The sequence below is a fragment of the Demequina sp. genome, assembly GCF_024642165.1.
Taxonomy (GTDB): Bacteria; Actinomycetota; Actinomycetes; order Actinomycetales; family Demequinaceae; genus Demequina.
Window position 1 is genome coordinate 1 of the sequence record NZ_JAHEBP010000042.1, and the last position, 17918, is coordinate 17918.

The following is a 17918-nucleotide window of genomic DNA, read 5'->3' on the forward strand; positions in this document are numbered from 1 at the left end:
CTCGATCCTCGACCGAGAATGGCCCGCGGCGCGCGGCAGGCTCGCCGCCCGGCTCGCGCCTCGGTGACCTCCCGGGGCCGCTCCAGGGATGACGCGACCGCCGCATCGTCCCTCATGAGGACGATGCGGCGGTCGGGACCATCGGTCGGCTCTCGCCGAGCGCGGTGTGGGTCAGGCCTCGTCGGCCAGCAGCCGGTAGAGGTCACGGCGGGCGGTGGCCAGGATCTCCGCGACCTTCGCCGCGAGCTCTGGGCGGTCCTGCTGACGTGCGACGTGGATCGCCGCCTCGCGCAGTTCGCCCATCTCGCGACGGATGGCGATCGCGGACTCCTGACGGCCATCGGTCTCGAACATGGCGTCGAGTCCGTGCGGGTGCTCCTCGACCCAGGCGACGCCGGCAGCGGTCAGGGACGCGGTCTTGCGGCCGTCGACCAGGTCGATGGACACCAGTCCCTCGTCCTCGAGCGCCTGCAGGGTCGGGTAGACGGAGCCCGGGCTCGGAACCCAGGCGCCGGAGCTGCGATCCTCGATCTCGCGAATGAGGTCGTAGCCGTGACGGGGCTGCTCGGCGAGTAGCAGGAGGATCGCGGCACGTACGTCGCCACGGGGTCGCCCACCGCGCCGGCCCGGACCGCCGCCGTGACGGCCGGGGCCGCCACCGGGGCCACCGGGGCCGCCGCGGCGCGCGCGTCCGCTTCTGCCGGGGCCGTCATGGCCACCGAAGTCGTCGTGGTGGCCCCACTCGCGGCCGTCGTTGTCGCCGCGGAATCCGCGCGGCCCGGGGTGCTGATGCGAGTGCTTCATGGCTCGCTCCTTCTCTCGTGCTGTTCTTGCTTGCACAGTCACGATATATCGTTACTGCATCGCGAGTCAAGCGCGACCCATCCCTACCTCCTGACAGTGCGCACGGATCCAGGCGCGACACGCGGTTCGAAAGGCCCTCAGGCGTGCTCGGACACGGCGCGTCTCCGCGAACTCCGTGCGCAGTGTCAGGTGGGGATGGAGCGGTGAGGGCGGGTCAGCCGCCGATGCCACCCGCGAGTATCGAGGTGATCACCACCGAGGTGATGGTGACCGTCGAGAAGCCCGCGACGATCATCTTGGGCAGGATCTGCCCCTCGATCGCGGCCGTCTCCTCGGGCGTCTCCCCCGCTCCGCGCGCGGCCTCCTGCGACAGGATCATGGTGCCGGGGAAGCCGTACAGCGACGTCAGCCCGATGGCGAGCGACATGGACGTCGAGTATCCGACGAGCCGGCCCACGATCAGCGCGAACAGCGCCATGCCCGCGAGCCCCACCACGAACGCGATGGCGAGTGGTCCGGCAAGCGCGGCCACGTCCGCGGGCTCGACGGTGGCGAGCGGACCGAACACCAGGATCATGATGGCCAGCATCATCAGCCCGAAGGAGTCGATTCCGGACAGCACCGACGGCTTGAAGACGCGGGTCGACCGCAGGACGATGCCGAAGATCAGCGCCATGACGAAGGTGTTCAGCACTCCGTCCGTGAGGTTGTTGATGCCGATGCTGAGCAGCACCACCACTCCGACGATGAAGAGCGTGCCGGGGGTGTTGCGGAGGAACGCGGGCAGACGGCCCTCCTGGACCTGGGACGCCTCGGGCGGCGCGACGTCCTCGAGCTCGCCGGCTCGATAGGCACCGCTCAGCCGAGCGGCCTCGCGCCGCAGGATCAGCGACGTGAGCGGGAAGCCGATGAGTCCCTGCAGCGCTGCGATGAGGACGGGGAACACGGCGACCGCCGTCAGGCCCACCCCGAGCGCGGCCTCCTGGATGATCAGCACGGAGATGGTGCCGCCGGACAGTGCGCCCGTGCCCGCCAGGGCGAAGTCCCGCGCGGTGGCGACCAGGCCGTCGTACTCGGAGTCGGTCACGTCGCCGCCAACGAGGTACGCCGCCGCGAGCAGCAGCACCCCCATGCCGACCACGGCCGCAATGCCCACCATGAGGGTGCGCCACTGCTTCTTGAAGTCGTCCAGGCTGATCATGGTGCCCAGGTGCACGATGACGAACCCGACCACGACGCCGGCGAGCGCGAGCAGCGACGATGCCTGCAGCAGGTCCTCAGGGAAGATTCCGGTGAGGAAGCCCACCAAGAAGATGATCGACGCCACGAACAGACTGGACAGCAAGGATTTGGTCTTGCGGGCGACGAATTCCGACACCGTCCACACCAGCATGACCACCACGAATGCGAGCACGGCGTTCACGACCGACCCTCCACCTTCACTTGTGTTGAAAACCCATGAATCCACCGCGGTCATGCGACCGCAGGGTCGACCTAGAAGTGCCAGACCACCGGCACCCACAGCACCGCTACCGAAAGGAACAGGATGACGAGCGGCAGCCCGAACTTCCAGTAGTCGCCGAACTTGTACCCTCCGGGCTCCATGACCATGGTGTTGGCCGCCGTCGCCACGGGAGTGAGGAACGCGGCCGCCCCCACGACGGCGAGCGCCATCATGAACGGGAGCACCGACACCCCGAGGTCCGCGGCGATCACCGTGGCGATCGGCACCATGATGAGGACCGTCGCCGTGTTCGATATCAGCTGCCCCAGCAGCAGGGTGATGAGGCACATCGCGAACAGCGCCAGCCGGGGAGAGGAGTCGCCCACGACATCGAGCAGGGTCTGTGCGATCAGATCCGCCGTTCCGGTCGAGGCGAACGCCGTGGACAAGGGGATCATCCCGGCGACGATCAGCACCGTGGTCCACGAGATCGCCCGGTAGGCGCGCGGAGCGGAGAGCACGCCGGTGAGGATCATCGCGCCCGCGGCCAGCAGGCCGGCGACTGCCGGGGGCACCGCGCCGGTGGCGAGCAGGATCACCATCGCGAGCAGGATCACCATCGCGCGCTTGGCGCCGCGTCCCAGCGGCACGGCGCGGCGCAGCTCCTCGGGGCGCGCGACCACGAGCACCTCGTCCCCGGCGGTGTGGCGCTCGAGGTGCTCCCAGGTTCCTCGCAGGAGCAGCGTGTCCCCGGCCATCAGGACGGTGTCCGCGCCGGCGATCTCGCTGTCTCCGCGGCGCAGGCCCAGGACCACCAGGTCTCCGCTGGGGGTGGCCTGGCCGGCGAACAGATGAGTGCCGATCAGGGGCGACCGCGTCGACACCATCGCCTCCGTCACCCCGGCGCGGGTGCCGATGAGCTCGATGCCGTCGGGGATCGAGTAGTCGGAGCGCAGCGCCCGGGCGTACTCGGCCACGTCCGCTGGCACCGTCTCCGGCTCGACGTGCGGGAGCAGGCGACGCCCGAGGAGCAACATGAGCACGATGGTCCCCACCACCAGCGGCACGCCTACCAGCGAGAACTCGAAGAAGCCGAACGGTCCCTCCCCCGCGTCCGCGGCGCCCTCGCTGACGATGATGTTGACGGGTGTTCCCGTCAGCGCCAGCATCGAGCCCGCATGCGCGGAGAAGGCGAGCGGCATCAGCATCTGCGACGGCGACATCCCCACGCGCACGGCGACCACCACCACCACGGGGATCAGCGCGGCGACGGCGCCGTTGACGCTGATGAGCGCCGTCAGCAGCGCCACCAACAGGCAGATCATGACCAGCAGCGGCCTCCGGCCCGCCCCGCCGCGAGTGATCACCTGTTGCCCGGCCCAGGCCGTCACACCCGTCGAGTCGAGCGCCTCGGAGATGATGAAGAGGGTGGCGATGAACACGACGGTGGGGTCCCCGAAGCCCGCCAGGGCATCATTCAGCGGGAGGATCCCCGTCGCCCAGAGCGCAACCGCGACGCCCACCGCGACCACCCCGACGGGCAAGCGATTGGTGACGAAGGCGATCACCGCGGCCAGCAGGATCAGGCCGGTGACGAGGATCGGGTCCACGAGCCTCACCATAGCCGTGTTGTCCCTGGTGAGACACGTGGTTTCCGACCTCGACCGAGGGTTCGCGCCGAGGTCGCGGCGGGGATATCGTCGGACCTACCACCACGGTCCTGAATCGGAGCCTCCATGTCTCAGCAGTCACGCCGGGTGCTCCCGGCCGGGTTCTCGCCCATCGCCTCCCTGGACGCCCTCGCCGAGGTGACGGCGGGAGCCGTCGAGCACGGCCCGCGCGGGTGGATCGTGGGCACCGCAGGGGACCTGCCTGAGGAGGTCGGCATCGATCGCGCCGCCCTCGCCCAGGCCGGCTTCGAGGGCAAGGCCGGAACCAGCATCGTCATCCCGACATCGGCGGGCCCGCAGGTGCTGTCCGGCGCGGGCGACCTCGACGAACTCACCGTCGACGTGGTGCGTGACGCCGCGGCCACGGCCGCCCGGGCTCTGGCATCCACCGCCGACGTGCTCACGCTGACCCTCCCGGCATCAGAACTCGCCGTGGAGGCGGCGGTGGCGGCGGCCACCGAGGGCGCCTTGCTGGCGCGGTATCGCTACCGCTCGCTGCAGGCCGAGCCCAAGGACAAGCCTCTGAGCCGCCTGGGCGTGGAGGTGGCGGGCGCCGACGCCGCACAGGTCGAGAGTGGAATCGCCGCCGGGCTGGTCGGCGTGCGCGCCGCCGTGGTCGCCCGGGACCTGGGCAACTCCCCCGCCGGATTCTTGACCGCGACGGACATGGCGGACGTCGCCGCCCAGCTGGGCGCGCGCTTCGGGTTCGAGGCCGAGTCCTTCGACCGGGAGCAGCTGGTGGCGCTGGGGTGCGGCGGCCTGCTGGGCGTGAACGCCGGCAGCACCGAGGAGCCGCGGATGGTGGTGCTGCGGTACACCCCCGATGGCGCGCCCACCGGGCACCTGGGACTCGTGGGCAAGGGCATCATGTACGACTCGGGCGGCATCAGCCTCAAGCCCTCCGACCCGATGCACCTGCTGATGAAGATCGACATGGGCGGCGCTGCGGCGGTGATGGGCGCCTTCACGGCGCTACGCGAGCTGGGCACCACCGCTCGGGTCACCGCCTGGCTGATGTGCACGGACAACATGCCGTCCGGTAGCGCCACCAAGCTGGGCGATGTGCTGGTGGCGCGCAACGGCACCACGGTCGAGGTGAAGAACACCGATGCCGAGGGGCGTCTGGTGATGATGGACGGCCTCTCGCTTGCGGTCGAGGAGGGCGTCGACGCACTTGTCGACATCGCCACCCTGACGGGCGCGGCGATGATGGCGCTGGGAAAGTCACGCGCGGCACTGTTCGCGACGGACGATGCGCTGGCCGCGCGCGTCGAAGCGGCGGCCGCCGACGTGGACGAGCCAGTGTGGCGGTTGCCGCTCGAGCGCAAGTACCGCAAGCAGCTCGACTCCGACATCGCCGATATCGCCAATCTGGGCGGCCCACACGCGGGGGCGACCACCGCCGCGCTCTTCCTCGCCGAGTTCGTGGGAGAGACGCCCTGGGCGCACGTCGACATCGCCGGGACGATGCAGGCGGAGGCCGACGACTCGTGGCGGTCGACCGGCGCGACCGGATTCGGCGCGCGGCTTCTCGCCCGGGTGGCGCAGGGCTTCTCGGCGTAGGGGACGACGCAGCGCGCCGGACCTAACTCTTGCGCAGCTCTCGCGACAGCACCGAGACGGGATCCTCCGCCTCGGCCTCGTCGTCCGGCGGGCTGCCCGTACGCACCAGCGCGGGATCGACGATGGTGAGCGCGAACACCTGCGGAGCGGAGCACGCGAGCACCACCAGCAGGAACCATCCCCACTCGACGAGCATGCGCGACTCGGTCAGCGACTGCAGCGCCAGCGCCGCAGTGAGCAGCGCCCACCCGAGCGGGATGTACGTGTCCCCCGCGCTCGCGCGCTCGACCAGGCGCCACGCGCTGCCGAACACCAGGACCACGATCACCAGCAGCAGCACCAGCCCGATGAGGCCCAGCTGTAGCCAGGCGTCGAGGAAGGCGTTGTGGGCGTGCGAGGCGACCACGCCGGCGTCCTCGACGATGGTCTTGTACGGGTCCTCCCAGATGGGCCAGTACCCGACGTAGCCCCACCCCTCCGGCCGCTGCATCGCGTAGTGGGCGACCTGATCCCAGATGCGGATCCGGTTGGTGGCGTCCGAGTCGCGGTCGAAGATGCCGAAGATCTCCGCGCGGAACTTGATGGTCACCACCGCCACGATGGCGCTGCAGGCGAGCACCGTGAAGGACAGCACCCGCTTGCGCGGCTCGGGGGCACGCCGGATCAGCAGCGCCGCCGCGGCCAGCACGGAGACATAGAGGGCCGCGATGGTGATGGTCGCGGAGAGCGTGAAGAGGTGGACGAACGCCGCGCCCGCAAGGGTGAGCAGGCCGTCGACGCGCTTGATGCGCTTCTCGAGCATCAGCACCACGGCCACGATCGCGGCGAAGAGAGCGATCGCGGCGAACGGGTTCCGGTTGCCCACGAAGCCCTGCAGCGGCCCGCCCGCGAACAGGTTGTTGCGGGACCACAGCGGCAGCTCCGCGGGGTCGACGCCCGCGCGTTCACCCAGGTCGTTCGCGAAGGGCGGCAGGTCCGCCCGCACCACCACCGCGACGAACAGCTCGAAGAGGATGCCGCCGAACAGGCTCACTTGCAGGCCGCGATACAGGAACGCCATGAACTGGCCGCGACTGGTGCCGCGCGCTATCGCCACACCCAGGAACGTGGTCGCGGCCAGCACCACCACCGCGAGCACGGAGACCGCGCGCGTGGCGGACCACAGCACGCTGAGCGCGGCGAGGCCCACGAACATGCTGAGCACCAGCGGCACGCGGAAGGGCCGGAGGAACCTGCGGAACACCACGGCGACGGCCGCGATGGTCATCACGGTCACCACCGTGTAGGCCGGGATGCCCAGCAGGTACCGGAAGCCCTGGCCGGAGACCAGCAACACGATGGCCCAGACGGTGACCCACGCCCGCGCGCGCTGAGACGCGGTCCGTGAGTACAGCGTGGCGACGTCGCTTGCCGTCATCCGTCGATCCTCCTCCACATCAGGGACGCTACTCGGGTGCGGCCGGTGCGGCGGGGATGCGGTCGCGCGCCCGCTGCAACCACAGCGGAGTGGACCGGCGCTTCATGGTAGACGGCCGTGCAGGACCGGAACTGCGGCGGCTGGCGACCGGTACGCAATCGTGACCGTCGCATCGTCCCGTCGCACCGGGCGATACTGGCGTCATGGCCACCACCGAGCGACGCGTCAGCCGCCTGCGCAAGCGGGCGGGCGACGTGATCTTCCTCAAGGTGGCGGGGCCGAACGGATATGAGACCCACGAACGGGTCCACCACACGCCCGGGCCGCGCTGGTTCGAGCCGCTGAGCCCGATCCGGCGGGTCCATGGTGACTCGTCCATGTACGTGGGGGGCATCCGCGCGCTGCTGCTGCAGTCGCTGCACCCCTTGGCGATGGCGGGCGTGGCGGGCCACTCGGGTTACCGGGGCGACCCGTGGGGCCGCCTCAACCGTACGGCGACCTTCCTGGCCTACACGACCTTCGGGATGGAGGACGATGCGCAGGCCACCGTCGACCGGATCCGCGCCATTCACGAAAGGGTGCGTGGGAAGGCGGCCGATGGGCGCCCCTACCGCGCCAGCGACCCGCACCTGCTGACGTGGGTCCACATCGCCGAGGCGGACTCGTTCCTCGCCGCGCACCGGCGCTACGGCGCTCCCCGGCTCACGGACGCGGAGGCGGACGAGTACGTGGCGCAGACGGCCCGCGTCGCACGCGCGCTCGGCGCCGAGCGCGTGCCGGAGACCGTTGCCGAGCTCGACGCCGCGATCGCGCGCTACCGGCCGGAGCTGGAGGCGAGCCCCGAGGCCCTCGATGCCGCACAGTTCCTGCTGCGGGAGCCCCCGCTGTCCCGCGGAGCGCGGCTCGGGTACGCGCCGCTCGCCTGGGCGGCGGTGGCGCTGCTGCCGGACTGGGCGCGCGCGGATCTGGGTCTCGACAGGTGGTCGACACGAACCTTCGGCCCGCTGGGCGGCGCGGTCGCGACGCGCGCCATCCGCTGGGGCATGCGAGGCCTGCGGCCCAAGGGCGTGTAGCGACTGGCTACCCGACCCCGCCCACCTCGGACCCGGGCTCGTACTCGCCGTTCGCGATCTTCGTCCAGAACTTGTCCACCCACTCCGGGTCCAGCAGAACCGTCGAGCCCACGCCGTCGACTCGATAGCCCATGTCCTTGATGGGCGGGGTGCCGGTCACCGCGTCGTCCGCGAGGCCGGATCGGAAGGTCAGCGCGAAGCGCGCCAAGTCGAAGGGTCCGGTCCCCTCGCTCACCCGGAAGGCGTCCAGCCCGGCGCCCACCATGGGAACCAGGGCGAACGGGTTGAGCACCGTCGCGGGGCTGAGCGCCTCCTTGGCGACGGCACCCACGAGCTGTCGCTGTCGCTGCGTGCGGCCGATGTCCCCCAGCGGGTCGCTGTACCGCATGCGGGAGAAGGCGAGCGCGGTGTCGCCGTCAGCCACATGGCAGCCCGCCTCCCACTCGAGGCGGCTCTTCTGGTCGCTCACGTCGGAGTCGTAGCAGAGCTCCACTCCGCCCAGCGCGTCGACGATCTCCGAGACCCCGGTGAAGCCGATCTCGAGATAGTGGTCCACGGTGAGCCCCGTGAGGTTCTCGACCGTCTCGACCAGCAGCTGCGGGCCGCCGAAGGCGAACGCCGCGTTGATCTTGTTCGCGTCGTGGCCGGGGATCTCGACGTAGGAGTCCCGCGGGATGCTGATGAGCGCCGTGGGTCCGGAGTCCGGCTTGTGGAGCACCATGATCGTGTCGGTGCGCGCGCCCTCGGTGCCGTCCTCGCCCCAGCCGTCGCGGGAGTCCGATCCGACGATCAGGTAGGTCTGCCCGGGAGTGCCGGCCGCACCGCTGAGCGCGTCCACGGTGTTGAGGTTCGACTGCACCCAGAACCAGAACCACAGGACGGCGCCGATCAGCACCACCGCGAGAACGATGAAGAACGTGCGCACGCGGTGGCGCTTGCGCCCGGGACCCGCCGGCGGCGTCGCGGCGGTGCGCGGCGGCTGATTCGTGGGCGGCGCCTGACGCGGCGGCGCCTGGCGAGACGGTGCGCGCGGGGGCGTCGCCGTGGGAGGCACCGGGGGCATCACGCTGGTGCGATCGACGGGCTCGGGCCGGGTCGAGGGACGGGCGGGCGGCTGCTGGGGCCTCGTCGCGCCGTTGCGCGGCTGGATCGAGGGCGGCATCGGGCGCCGCACCGCAGGCCTGGCGGGTGGGTCGTCGCGGCGCGGGTCGCCTTCGTTCGATGTCACCCGGCGAGGGTAACCCGTTCACGGGTCCGGCACGAAGACCCGTCCGGCGAACGATGTCGCGTCGGCGTGGAACCGAGGGGCTCGCTCGCGCGTCGAAACAGTGGAGGGGGCATCGGAAGCCCGCGCCGCGACGGAGAGGACCGCATGCCCGACCACGAAAGCGCGAGGGCCCTTGCCGTGCTCGCGGGCGGCACGCCCTCGGTGAACCCCAAGCAGATGCGCGAGGTCCGCCAGGAGATCCAGCGGTTCCTGCTGCAGTACGAGTTCGGGCTCCGGGAGATCGAGACCAAGCTGTCGATTCTCAGCGACGAGTTCGTCGCGCTGCACGATTACAACCCCATCGAGCACGTCTCCGCCCGCGTGAAGTCACCGGAGAGCCTGCTCGAGAAGCTCACGCGCAAGCAGTTGCCGCGCGACCTGAGCGCGGTCCGCGAGCACATCACGGACATCGCCGGGGTGCGGGTGACATGCAGCTTCGTCACCGATGTCTACCGCCTGTTCGACCTGCTCACGCACCAGGACGACGTCACCGTCCGCGTGGTCAAGGACTACATCGCGGTGCCCAAGGCCAACGGCTACCAGAGCCTCCACGCAGTGATCGAGGTCCCGGTCTTCCTGTCCTCGGAGACGGTCGCGGTGCCTGTCGAGGTGCAATTCCGCACCATCGCCATGGACTTCTGGGCCAGCCTCGAACACAAGATCTACTACAAGTACTCCGCGGAGGTGCCGCGCCGCCTCACCGACGAGCTACGGGAGGCGGCGACCACCGCGGCAGAACTCGATGCGCGCATGGAACGGCTGCACCGCGAGTTGCACGGCGGCCGCGCCTAGGCCTGAGGGGCGGCGCCGCGGCGGCGGTGCAGCACGCCGGCGAGGGCGAAGGCGCCCAGGCCGATCGCGAGCCACACGAGCAGCACGGTCAGCGGCATGGCGATAGCAGCGCCGTCGAAGAACGCCACGTTGCGCAGCATGGTGCCCGTGGCGCCCGGCGGAAGCAGCTGACCGATCGCGCCCCACGGCTGCGGAAGCATCTCCGGGGCGCTCATCAGCCCGGACAACGGGTTGCCGATGAGCACGATCAGCAACGCGCTGAGCCCGATTCCGGCCCGGCCCAGGAGCCGCTCAAGCCCGAGCACCGTCATGCCTGTGGCGAGGATGCCCAAGATGGCGACCAGGGACGTCACCCAGTAGTCGCCGGTGAACGTGCCGAACCAGAACTCGAGCACCGCGGTCATGGCGAAGCCCGCGGCCACGGCGAACGTCGCGAGCCCGATGAGGCGGTTGCTCGGTCGCTTCGCGAGCTGGGTGAGCGCCACACCGGCGGCGAGCCCGCCGAGCGCGATGGGCAACGCGCCCGCGGACAGGCCGATGGCGCGGGGATCGTCGGCCGAGGTGGGCACCACGTCCTCGACGGTCGCCTCGACGCCGGTCTGGGCGGCGAGCGCCTGCCCCACCCCGGTGATGATCTGGGCCACGGCGGGGCTCGCCGCGGACGCGATCTCGACGGTCAGCGCGTCCTGCCCCACCACCAGGGCGCCGTACACGTCACGGTTCTCGATGAGGGCCCGCGCCGCGTCGGGATCGGTCGCGATGGTGACGTCGAACGCACCCGGCTGCGCCTGGTCGAGGCCCGCCTCGAGCTGCTGGGCCACGCCGTCGGGGGCCACGATCGCGAGCGGCACGTCCCGCGGGGCGCTCTTCAGGGCCGGCAGCGCGAACGCCACCAGCATCACGGTGAGGAACGTGGCGATGCCGAGCGCGGCCGCGATCGCCCGGCGCCGTTCGGTCGAGGCCGGCGCGGACATCGGAGTGGTGGAGGACATGGTGGACGATCCCTTCGCGGATCAATAAGATACGATACGTACCGTATCTTACAGAACGGCTCATCTGTCAAGCCGAGCCGGGCACCGCAGGGAGGCCAACCCGATGAACCACGCCACGGCCACGCGCCGCAATGCGGAGGCGGTGTTGGACGCCATCCGGGAGGCCACCCGCGACGAGCTGAACGACAAGGGATATTCCGGAGTGACCTTCGAGGGCGTCGCACGACGCGCCGGCACGTCGAAGCCCGTCCTCTACCGCCGGTTCCCCAACCGCGCCGCGATGGTGATCGACGCCGTGGTCACACGAGGCATCTCCCTGCCGCCGCCGCCCCTGACCGGACCTCTGCAAGCGGACCTGGTGGCGCTGCTCGGCGAGGTCATCACCCGCATCGGGCCCGACGGCTCCCAGACCTTCCGCGGCGTGATCGCAGAGGTGGACAACGCGACCGTCGATCGCGTCAAGGACCTCATCGTGAGATCGTTCGAGGCATGGCTGGAACCGATCTTCGCCGCGGCCCGCGAGCGCGGCGAGTTGGGCCCCTCCCCCGTCCCGCTGCGGGTTCACGCAGCCATCGTCGCGCTCGCGCGGCACGAGGTCATCTTCGGCGCCGGGCTGCCCACCGAGCAGGACCTGTCGAGCCTGGTCGATGAGGTCATCGTGCCGCTGCTCGAGGTGTCGACTCGCGCGGACCAGCCCTCGTGAGCCGAGCGGCTCAATACCAGAACGGATCTTGCGTCTCGTAGGGAGCCTCGAGCGCGGCCACCTCGTCGGCGGTGAGCTCGAGATCCAGGGCGGCCGCGGCATCGGCGAGGTGATGGGGCTTGGTGGCGCCCACCACGGCGGAGGCGACCACCGGCTTGGACAGCACCCACGCCAACGCGACGTGCGCCATCGGCACGCCCCGCTCCGCCGCCACCCGCTCGACGGCGTCGATGACGGGACCGTCGACGTCGCGATCGAAGGCCTTGGCCACCGCATCGGTCTCCGAGCGTGCGGTCTGCTCGCCACGCGGACGGGTGAGCCGCCCCTTGCCCTGCGGCGAGTACGGCACCGCCGAGACACCCATGTCCGCGCACATGGGCAGCATCTCGCGCTCCTCCTCGCGCTTGATCAGGTTGTACTGATCCTGCATGGCGACGAACCGCGTCCAGCCGTGGAGCTCGGCCGCGTGCTGCAGCTTCGCGAACTGCCACGCCCACATCGAGGACGCTCCCAGGTACAGGGCCTTGCCTGCCTTGACCACGTCATGGAGCGCCTCCATGGTCTCCTCGACCGGCACGTCGGGGTCGAACCGATGGATGTAAAGCACGTCGATGCGGTCCGTGCCGAGTCGCTCGAGCGAGGCGTCGACCTGCTCAAGGATCGCCTTGCGGGACAGCCCGGACCCGCCGGGGCCGTCGTGCATGCGCCCGAACACCTTGGTGGCGAGCACGATCTCCTCGCGGGAGGAGAAGCGGCGCATCGCGCGCCCCACGAACTCCTCGGACGTCCCGCTCTGGTACCCGTTCGCCGTGTCCCAGAACGTGATCCCCAACTCGACGGCCTGTCGGAAGAACGGCGCCGCATCGTCCTCGTCGAGCGTCCACGAGTGCAGCCCTGCGCCCGGCCGGCCGTAGCTCATGCAGCCGAGCGCCAGGCGCGGGACGCGCAGTCCGGAGGATCCAAGCCTCGTGTTGTTCATGGTCTCCCTTTCGAAATCGGGTTCAGCGAGCGCCGCCGTCGACGTCGGCGAGCAGCCCCGCCGCCTCCTGATCGTCGGCCCAGTGCTCGAGAAGTTGGAGGGCGTCCGCGGTGGCCGAGCCCGGCGCCACCGCGTAGACCACCAGGGTCAGGTCGGGATCGGACGGCAGCGACATGCCCTCGAACTCGAGGTCGATCGCTCCCACCGCGGGGTGGTTCAGCCGCTTCGCGCCGGACCGATGAAACTTGACATCGTGCCGCGCCCACAACGTGCGGAACTCCTCGGAGCGCGTCGACAGCTCGCCGATCAGTTGGGTCAGCGCGGGATCGTGCGGGCGCTTCCCGGCCTCCATGCGCAGCAGCGCCGTGACGTCGCTGGCGGCCTGCCTCCAGTCGTCGAAGAACGCGCGCGACCCGGGGTCGAGGAAGACGTAGCGCGCGGTGTTGACGGGGCGCTCGCCGCTCGCGAGCAGGGGCGCGTACAGCGCACGCGACGCGCGGTTGTGCGCCAGGTGGTCGAGACGGCCATTGCGGACCCAGGCGGGCGCGGTGATGGAGTCGAGGATGCGCTGCACGGTGGGCGGGACCGACGCCGGCGCGCGGCGCCCGGCCGCACGGGACGCGGTACGCGACGATGCGGGGCCCGCAGCCCGCGCGAGGTCGTACAGGTGGGAGCGCTCGGCATCGTCCAGCTGGAGTGCGTCCGCGAGCGCGTCCAGCACCGAGTCCGAGGCGCCGGCGAGGTTGCCGCGCTCGAGCCGGACGTAATAGTCGACCGACACGCCCGCGAGCATCGCCACCTCCTCGCGGCGCAGGCCAGGGACGCGGCGGTTGCCGCCGTAGGCGGGCAGCCCGGCCTGCTGCGGCGTGATCCGCGCACGGCGGGTGCGCAGGAACTCGGTGATGGCGGGGCGGTCGGTCATGCGTCCACCGTACGGCGCGCGGTGGGCCCAAGGGAGGGACTGCCAGTACCGGTCACGGCCGTCACTCCCACGCGCGCACGGATCGGTGATGGAATCGACGCATCAAGCCACCGACGTAAGGACCTTCCCATGCAGCACGTCACCCTCAGCAACGGCGTCGAGATGCCGATCCTCGGATTCGGCGTCTTCCAGATCCCCGAGGCGGACACCCAGGCGGCGGTGGAGGCAGCCCTCGAGGCCGGCTACCGGGGCCTCGACACCGCCGCCGCCTATCAGAACGAGGCCGCGGTGGGCCGCGCGATCGCCGCCTCCGGCATCGCACGCGACGAGCTGTTCATCACCACCAAGCTGTGGATCTCCGGCCAGGGTGAGGCCGCGGCACGGGAAGCCTTCCAGCACTCGCTCGATACGCTCGCGCTCGACCACCTCGACCTGTACCTGATCCACCAGCCGTTCGGCGACTACTACGGCTCCTGGCGAGCGATGCAGGCGCTGCTCGGCGAGCGCCTCACGCGGGCGATCGGCGTCTCCAACTTCTACCCCGACCGCCTGGTGGACCTGATCCTCCACTCCGACATCGCGCCCCACGTCAACCAGGTCGAGACCCACCCCTTCTTCCAGCGCGCCGCCGACCAGGCGGTCATGCGCGAGCACGGCGTCCAGATCGAGTCCTGGGGTCCCTTCGCCGAGGGTCGCAACGGGCTGTTCACGGATCCGGAGCTGCTCAAGATCGGCGCCGCTCACGGCAAGTCCGTCGCCCAGGTGGTGCTGCGCTGGCTGATCCAGCGCGGCGTGGTGGCCATCCCCAAGTCCGTCCGGCCTGACCGCATGGCCGAGAACCTCGACGTGTTCGACTTCTCCCTGTCCGACCAGGAGATGGCGACCATCGCGGCGATGGATACGGGCGAGAGCCTCTTCTTCGACCACCGGACCGCCGAGGCTGCGATGTACCTCGCCGGCCGCCACCGCCGCTGAACTCAGCCGCATCGTCCCTCCGCAAGCATCGTCCGTCCACCCGCATCGTCCGTCGAAGGAGACCACCATGGAGTACACCCGACTCGGATCCTCAGGCCTGAGGATCTCCCGCCTTGCCCTGGGCACCATGACCTACGGCGACCCCGACAGGGCCTTCCCCGCCTGGGCGATGGATGAGGAGGCGGCGCAGCCGTTCTTCCGGCAGGCCGTCGAGCTGGGCATCACCTTCTGGGACACCGCGAACGTGTACTCCGCGGGATCGTCCGAGGAGATCGTGGGGCGCGCGATCCGCGAGTTCAGCCGCCGCGAGGACATCGTGCTGGCGACCAAGCTCCACTTCCGCATGCACGACGGCCCGGGCGGCTCGGGGCTGTCGCGCAAGGCGGTCATGGAGCAGATCGACGCTTCCCTCACGCGCCTGGGCACCGACTACGTGGACCTCTATCAGATTCATCGCTTCGACCCGGAGACGCCCATCGAGGAGACCATGGAGGCGCTCCACGACGTGGTGAAGTCCGGCAAGGCGCGGTACATCGGCGCCTCGGCCATGTGGGCCTGGCAGTTCGCGTCGATGCAGCATGCGGCGGACCTGAACGGCTGGACGCGGTTCGTCTCCATGCAGGACCAGTACTCGCTGCTGTATCGCGAGGAGGAGCGCGAGATGCTCGGGCTGCTCGCCCATCAGGGCGTCGGGTCGATCCCGTACTCGCCGCTCGCCAAGGGCCGCGTCACGCACCCGTGGGGCACTGTCACCCACCGCAACGCGAGCGATCCCGTCCAGGCCGCCACGTTCGTGGACGAGGACAAGGAGATCGTCGATGCGGTCGAGCGTGTCGCCGAGGCCCGCGGCGTGCCGATGGCGCAGGTCGCGCTTGCGTGGGTGCTCCGCAACCCGGTGGTGAGCGCGCCGATCGTGGGCGCCACCAAGCCGCACCACCTGGACGATGCGGTGGCCGCCCTGGACATCGATCTCACCGAGGACGAGGTCGCCGCGCTCGAGGAGCACTACGCGCCGCGCGCACCCAAGGGCTTCTAGGCGGGACGCTCGGGACGCTCGGGGCAGACGGAGCCGGCGCGGGCCGCCGGACCGGGCCCCGGCGCGTCTCTATGAGTACGTTGGGACCATGACCGATCAGAGCCAGTTGTTCCCTGGCAAGAAGTTCATCTCGACGGTGCTCGACGCGTTGGAAACCAAGACCGCGATGAGCGGCGGTCTCGCACGCGTGTACCTGATGCGAGCGGCGATGGCCGGTGCGCTCATCGGCCTGATGTACGTCACGTACTACACCGTGATCGCCACGTTCGCGAGCATCGGCGACGGCGACCTGGTCGCCATCGGCCGCATCGTGGGAGCCCTGGTGTTCGGCTTCGCGCTGGTGTTCATCTACTACAGCAAGTCCGAGCTGCTCACGTCGAACATGATGATCGTCTCGATCGGCGCGTACTACCGCCGGACCACTCCGCTCAAGGCGCTGCGCATCCTGCTGCTCTGCTACGGAGGCAACTTCGTGGGCGGCCTCGCGATCGCGCTGCTGGTGTTCGGGTCGACCCTGGGCGACGGCGCCGTCGGCGAGCAGATGAGCGAATCCGTCGAGCACAAGCTCGCGTTCGTGTCCGGTGGGCTGGCCGGCTGGACCGATCTCTTCATCCGCGCCGTGCTGTGCAACTTCATGATCAACCTGGCGATGCTGCTGGTCTACAACGGCCTCATCACGGGCGACTTCACCAAGTCGCTCGTGATGATCATGAGCGTCTTCATCTTCGCGTTCGTGGGTTTCGAGCACTCCGTGGCGAACACGGTCCTGTTCACCATCGTGGGCCTGCACGAGGGCATCGACGTCGGCCTGGCGCTCGGCAACATCGGCATCGTGCTGGTGGGCAACTTCGTGGGCGGCGGGCTGCTCATCGGCTGGTACTACGCCTACGCGAACGACGACCGGAAGTTCATGCGCAGGCGCGGGGCCACGCCGGCCCAGTAGCCGCCGGAGCACCCTGCGCCCCAGCGGGACATGAGCGCGGGATATCGCACGAGTCCTGCCGCCATGTCCCGCCAGCGCGTCTAGGTACCTAGAGCGGCCAGCCGGTGTAGCCCTCCGCGAGGTACGTCTGCCCCGCCTCTGACTCGACCACGGAGCGCAGCTCACCCACCTCTCGCAGACGGTCGAACTCCGAATCCTCCGGAGCCACGTGGAGCATGGTGGTCATCCACCAGGAGAAGTGCTGCGCCTTCCAGATGCGCCGCAGCGCGCGCTCGGCGAACGTGTCGAGAAGGGACGCGTCGCCGCGAAGCAGCAGACCGTCGAGCGCCTCGGCGAGCAGCACCACGTCCGCCACCGCGAGGTTCATCCCCTTCGCGCCGGTGGGCGGGACCGTGTGCGCGGCGTCGCCCACGATGACCACGCGCCCGCGCCGCAGATCGTTGGCCACGAAGCTGCGGAAGCGCAGCACGTCCCGCTGGATGATCGGGCCCTCGCGGAGCACGGTGCCCGGCACCCGACGCTGCAGCGCGTCCCAGATCTGCGCCTCGCTGAGCGACGCGGGGTCGAGTTCCGGGTCGCACTGGAAGTACATCCGCTGGACGGTCTCGCTGCGCTGGCTGATGAGTGCGAAGCCCGCGTCGGATCGTGAGTAGATGAGCTCGTCGGAACTGGGCGGCGCCTCGCACAGGATGCCGAACCACGCGAACGGATACTCGCGGAACCGGCCACCGGAGCGGCTGCCCACCACCGCGGGGCGGACCACGCTGCGGGAGCCGTCCGCGCCCACCACCACGTCCGCCTCGATGCGCAGGGTCCGGCCCTCAGCATCGGTCGCGACGACCGCGGGCGACGTGGTGTCCGCACCCTCGACGGCCTCGACCGTCACCCCGAAGCGGAGGTCCTGGCCGCCCGCCAGACGCGCCGCCACCAGGTCCTTGAGGACCTCATGCTGCGGGTAGAGCCAGACACTGCGGCCGGTGAGGCTCGGGAAGTCGATGCGGTGGCCCGAGCCCTCGAAGCCGAGCACGATGCCGTCGTGCCGGTGGCCCACGGTGTGGACACGCGAGCCCTCGATGGCCGCGAGCAGATCCACGGTGCCCTGCTCGAGGATGCCCGCCCGGATGGTGGTCTCGATCTGCTCACGCGTGCGGCTGTCGACCACCACGGACTCGATGCCGGCCGTGGCGAGCAGGTGGGACAGGAGCAGGCCGGCGGGGCCGGCACCCACGATGGCGACCCGGGTGCGGACGGTGGCGGTCATGACGTCTCCTTTGACGGTTGGGCCTCATCTTCGCCTCCACCTGTCGCCGCGAGTGCGTCAATCCCATTCAACGGGAA

The 17918-nt window shown here is 70.2% G+C and carries 16 protein-coding genes; 7 read left to right on the forward strand and 9 right to left on the reverse strand.

The window, feature by feature from the left end; genetic code table 11:
- Positions 1–171 precede the first annotated feature (171 nt).
- The 3 genes from Q0L54_RS05610 to Q0L54_RS05620 all read right to left on the reverse strand — a co-directional run bounded on the left by Q0L54_RS05610 (position 172) and on the right by Q0L54_RS05620 (position 3870).
- A complete protein-coding gene (locus Q0L54_RS05610; RefSeq protein ID WP_296666117.1) occupies positions 172–804 on the reverse strand; it encodes a PadR family transcriptional regulator in 633 nt (210 codons plus the stop codon).
- 214 nt (positions 805–1018) lie between these two features.
- The gene (locus Q0L54_RS05615) at positions 1019–2227 is read right to left on the reverse strand and encodes a hypothetical protein (RefSeq protein WP_296666119.1); all 1209 of its coding nucleotides are present in this window, start codon (positions 2225–2227) and stop codon (positions 1019–1021) included.
- A gap of 71 nt (positions 2228–2298) precedes the next feature.
- On the reverse strand, positions 2299–3870 hold the full coding sequence (locus tag Q0L54_RS05620) for an SLC13 family permease (protein WP_296666120.1): 1572 nt from the start codon (positions 3868–3870) through the stop codon (positions 2299–2301).
- Positions 3871–3984: 114 nt separating this feature from the next.
- Between Q0L54_RS05620 and Q0L54_RS05625 the strand changes: the two genes are divergently transcribed.
- Entirely contained in the window at positions 3985–5481 is a 1497-nt protein-coding gene (locus Q0L54_RS05625; protein ID WP_296666121.1) for a M17 family peptidase N-terminal domain-containing protein, read from the forward strand.
- A 22-nt stretch (positions 5482–5503) separates the two neighbouring features.
- On the opposite strand, the gene Q0L54_RS05630 is transcribed toward Q0L54_RS05625, so the two are convergent.
- Positions 5504–6898, reverse strand: a complete 1395-nt coding sequence (locus Q0L54_RS05630; RefSeq protein WP_296666122.1) for an O-antigen ligase family protein — start codon at positions 6896–6898, stop codon at positions 5504–5506.
- A 203-nt stretch (positions 6899–7101) separates the two neighbouring features.
- Here Q0L54_RS05630 and Q0L54_RS05635 point away from each other — a divergent pair, with 203 nt between their 5' ends.
- Positions 7102–7971, forward strand: coding sequence for an oxygenase MpaB family protein (locus tag Q0L54_RS05635; RefSeq protein WP_296666123.1), 870 nt, complete (start codon positions 7102–7104; stop codon positions 7969–7971).
- 7 nt (positions 7972–7978) lie between these two features.
- On the opposite strand, the gene Q0L54_RS05640 is transcribed toward Q0L54_RS05635, so the two are convergent.
- Positions 7979–9199, reverse strand: a complete 1221-nt coding sequence (locus Q0L54_RS05640) for an LCP family protein (RefSeq protein WP_296666124.1) — start codon at positions 9197–9199, stop codon at positions 7979–7981.
- A 144-nt stretch (positions 9200–9343) separates the two neighbouring features.
- Between Q0L54_RS05640 and Q0L54_RS05645 the strand changes: the two genes are divergently transcribed.
- Positions 9344–10030: a GTP pyrophosphokinase family protein gene (locus tag Q0L54_RS05645; RefSeq protein ID WP_296666126.1), complete on the forward strand. Its 687-nt coding sequence runs from the start codon at positions 9344–9346 to the stop codon at positions 10028–10030.
- On the opposite strand, the gene Q0L54_RS05650 is transcribed toward Q0L54_RS05645, so the two are convergent.
- On the reverse strand, positions 10027–11022 hold the full coding sequence (locus tag Q0L54_RS05650; protein ID WP_296666127.1) for an ABC transporter permease: 996 nt from the start codon (positions 11020–11022) through the stop codon (positions 10027–10029). The two genes, Q0L54_RS05645 and Q0L54_RS05650, sit on opposite strands and share 4 nt — an antisense overlap.
- A gap of 103 nt (positions 11023–11125) precedes the next feature.
- Here Q0L54_RS05650 and Q0L54_RS05655 point away from each other — a divergent pair, with 103 nt between their 5' ends.
- Positions 11126–11725: a TetR/AcrR family transcriptional regulator gene (locus tag Q0L54_RS05655; protein WP_296666129.1), complete on the forward strand. Its 600-nt coding sequence runs from the start codon at positions 11126–11128 to the stop codon at positions 11723–11725.
- A gap of 10 nt (positions 11726–11735) precedes the next feature.
- Here Q0L54_RS05655 and Q0L54_RS05660 read toward each other — a convergent pair whose 3' ends face one another.
- Both Q0L54_RS05660 and Q0L54_RS05665 read right to left on the reverse strand, forming a co-directional pair.
- Positions 11736–12704: an aldo/keto reductase gene (locus Q0L54_RS05660; RefSeq protein ID WP_296666131.1), complete on the reverse strand. Its 969-nt coding sequence runs from the start codon at positions 12702–12704 to the stop codon at positions 11736–11738.
- A gap of 22 nt (positions 12705–12726) precedes the next feature.
- Entirely contained in the window at positions 12727–13626 is a 900-nt protein-coding gene (locus Q0L54_RS05665) for a helix-turn-helix transcriptional regulator (RefSeq protein ID WP_296666132.1), read from the reverse strand.
- Positions 13627–13755: 129 nt separating this feature from the next.
- On the opposite strand from Q0L54_RS05665, the gene Q0L54_RS05670 reads away from it, so the two are divergent.
- The 3 genes from Q0L54_RS05670 (at position 13756) to Q0L54_RS05680 (ending at position 16580) form a co-directional block, all read left to right on the forward strand.
- Complete coding sequence (locus Q0L54_RS05670) at positions 13756–14601, forward strand: aldo/keto reductase (protein WP_296666134.1); 846 nt, start codon at positions 13756–13758, stop codon at positions 14599–14601.
- 67 nt (positions 14602–14668) lie between these two features.
- Entirely contained in the window at positions 14669–15637 is a 969-nt protein-coding gene (locus Q0L54_RS05675) for an aldo/keto reductase (protein ID WP_296666135.1), read from the forward strand.
- Positions 15638–15725: 88 nt separating this feature from the next.
- A complete protein-coding gene (locus Q0L54_RS05680) occupies positions 15726–16580 on the forward strand; it encodes a formate/nitrite transporter family protein (RefSeq protein ID WP_296666136.1) in 855 nt (284 codons plus the stop codon).
- Positions 16581–16668: 88 nt separating this feature from the next.
- Here Q0L54_RS05680 and Q0L54_RS05685 read toward each other — a convergent pair whose 3' ends face one another.
- Positions 16669–17841, reverse strand: coding sequence for a 4-hydroxybenzoate 3-monooxygenase (locus Q0L54_RS05685; protein WP_296666138.1), 1173 nt, complete (start codon positions 17839–17841; stop codon positions 16669–16671).
- Positions 17842–17918: the final 77 nt, after the last annotated feature.

Coding starts and splice junctions, on each gene's coding strand:
- Q0L54_RS05610 (WP_296666117.1), bottom strand. CDS start 804: ATGAAGCACTCGCATCAGCACCCCGGGCCGCGCGGATTCCGCGGCGAC.
- Q0L54_RS05620 (WP_296666120.1), bottom strand. CDS start 3,870: ATGGTGAGGCTCGTGGACCCGATCCTCGTCACCGGCCTGATCCTGCTG.
- Q0L54_RS05625 (WP_296666121.1), top strand. CDS start 3,985: ATGTCTCAGCAGTCACGCCGGGTGCTCCCGGCCGGGTTCTCGCCCATC.
- Q0L54_RS05630 (WP_296666122.1), bottom strand. CDS start 6,898: ATGACGGCAAGCGACGTCGCCACGCTGTACTCACGGACCGCGTCTCAG.
- Q0L54_RS05635 (WP_296666123.1), top strand. CDS start 7,102: ATGGCCACCACCGAGCGACGCGTCAGCCGCCTGCGCAAGCGGGCGGGC.
- Q0L54_RS05645 (WP_296666126.1), top strand. CDS start 9,344: ATGCCCGACCACGAAAGCGCGAGGGCCCTTGCCGTGCTCGCGGGCGGC.
- Q0L54_RS05650 (WP_296666127.1), bottom strand. CDS start 11,022: ATGTCCTCCACCACTCCGATGTCCGCGCCGGCCTCGACCGAACGGCGC.
- Q0L54_RS05655 (WP_296666129.1), top strand. CDS start 11,126: ATGAACCACGCCACGGCCACGCGCCGCAATGCGGAGGCGGTGTTGGAC.
- Q0L54_RS05660 (WP_296666131.1), bottom strand. CDS start 12,704: ATGAACAACACGAGGCTTGGATCCTCCGGACTGCGCGTCCCGCGCCTG.
- Q0L54_RS05665 (WP_296666132.1), bottom strand. CDS start 13,626: ATGACCGACCGCCCCGCCATCACCGAGTTCCTGCGCACCCGCCGTGCG.
- Q0L54_RS05670 (WP_296666134.1), top strand. CDS start 13,756: ATGCAGCACGTCACCCTCAGCAACGGCGTCGAGATGCCGATCCTCGGA.
- Q0L54_RS05675 (WP_296666135.1), top strand. CDS start 14,669: ATGGAGTACACCCGACTCGGATCCTCAGGCCTGAGGATCTCCCGCCTT.
- Q0L54_RS05680 (WP_296666136.1), top strand. CDS start 15,726: ATGACCGATCAGAGCCAGTTGTTCCCTGGCAAGAAGTTCATCTCGACG.
- Q0L54_RS05685 (WP_296666138.1), bottom strand. CDS start 17,841: ATGACCGCCACCGTCCGCACCCGGGTCGCCATCGTGGGTGCCGGCCCC.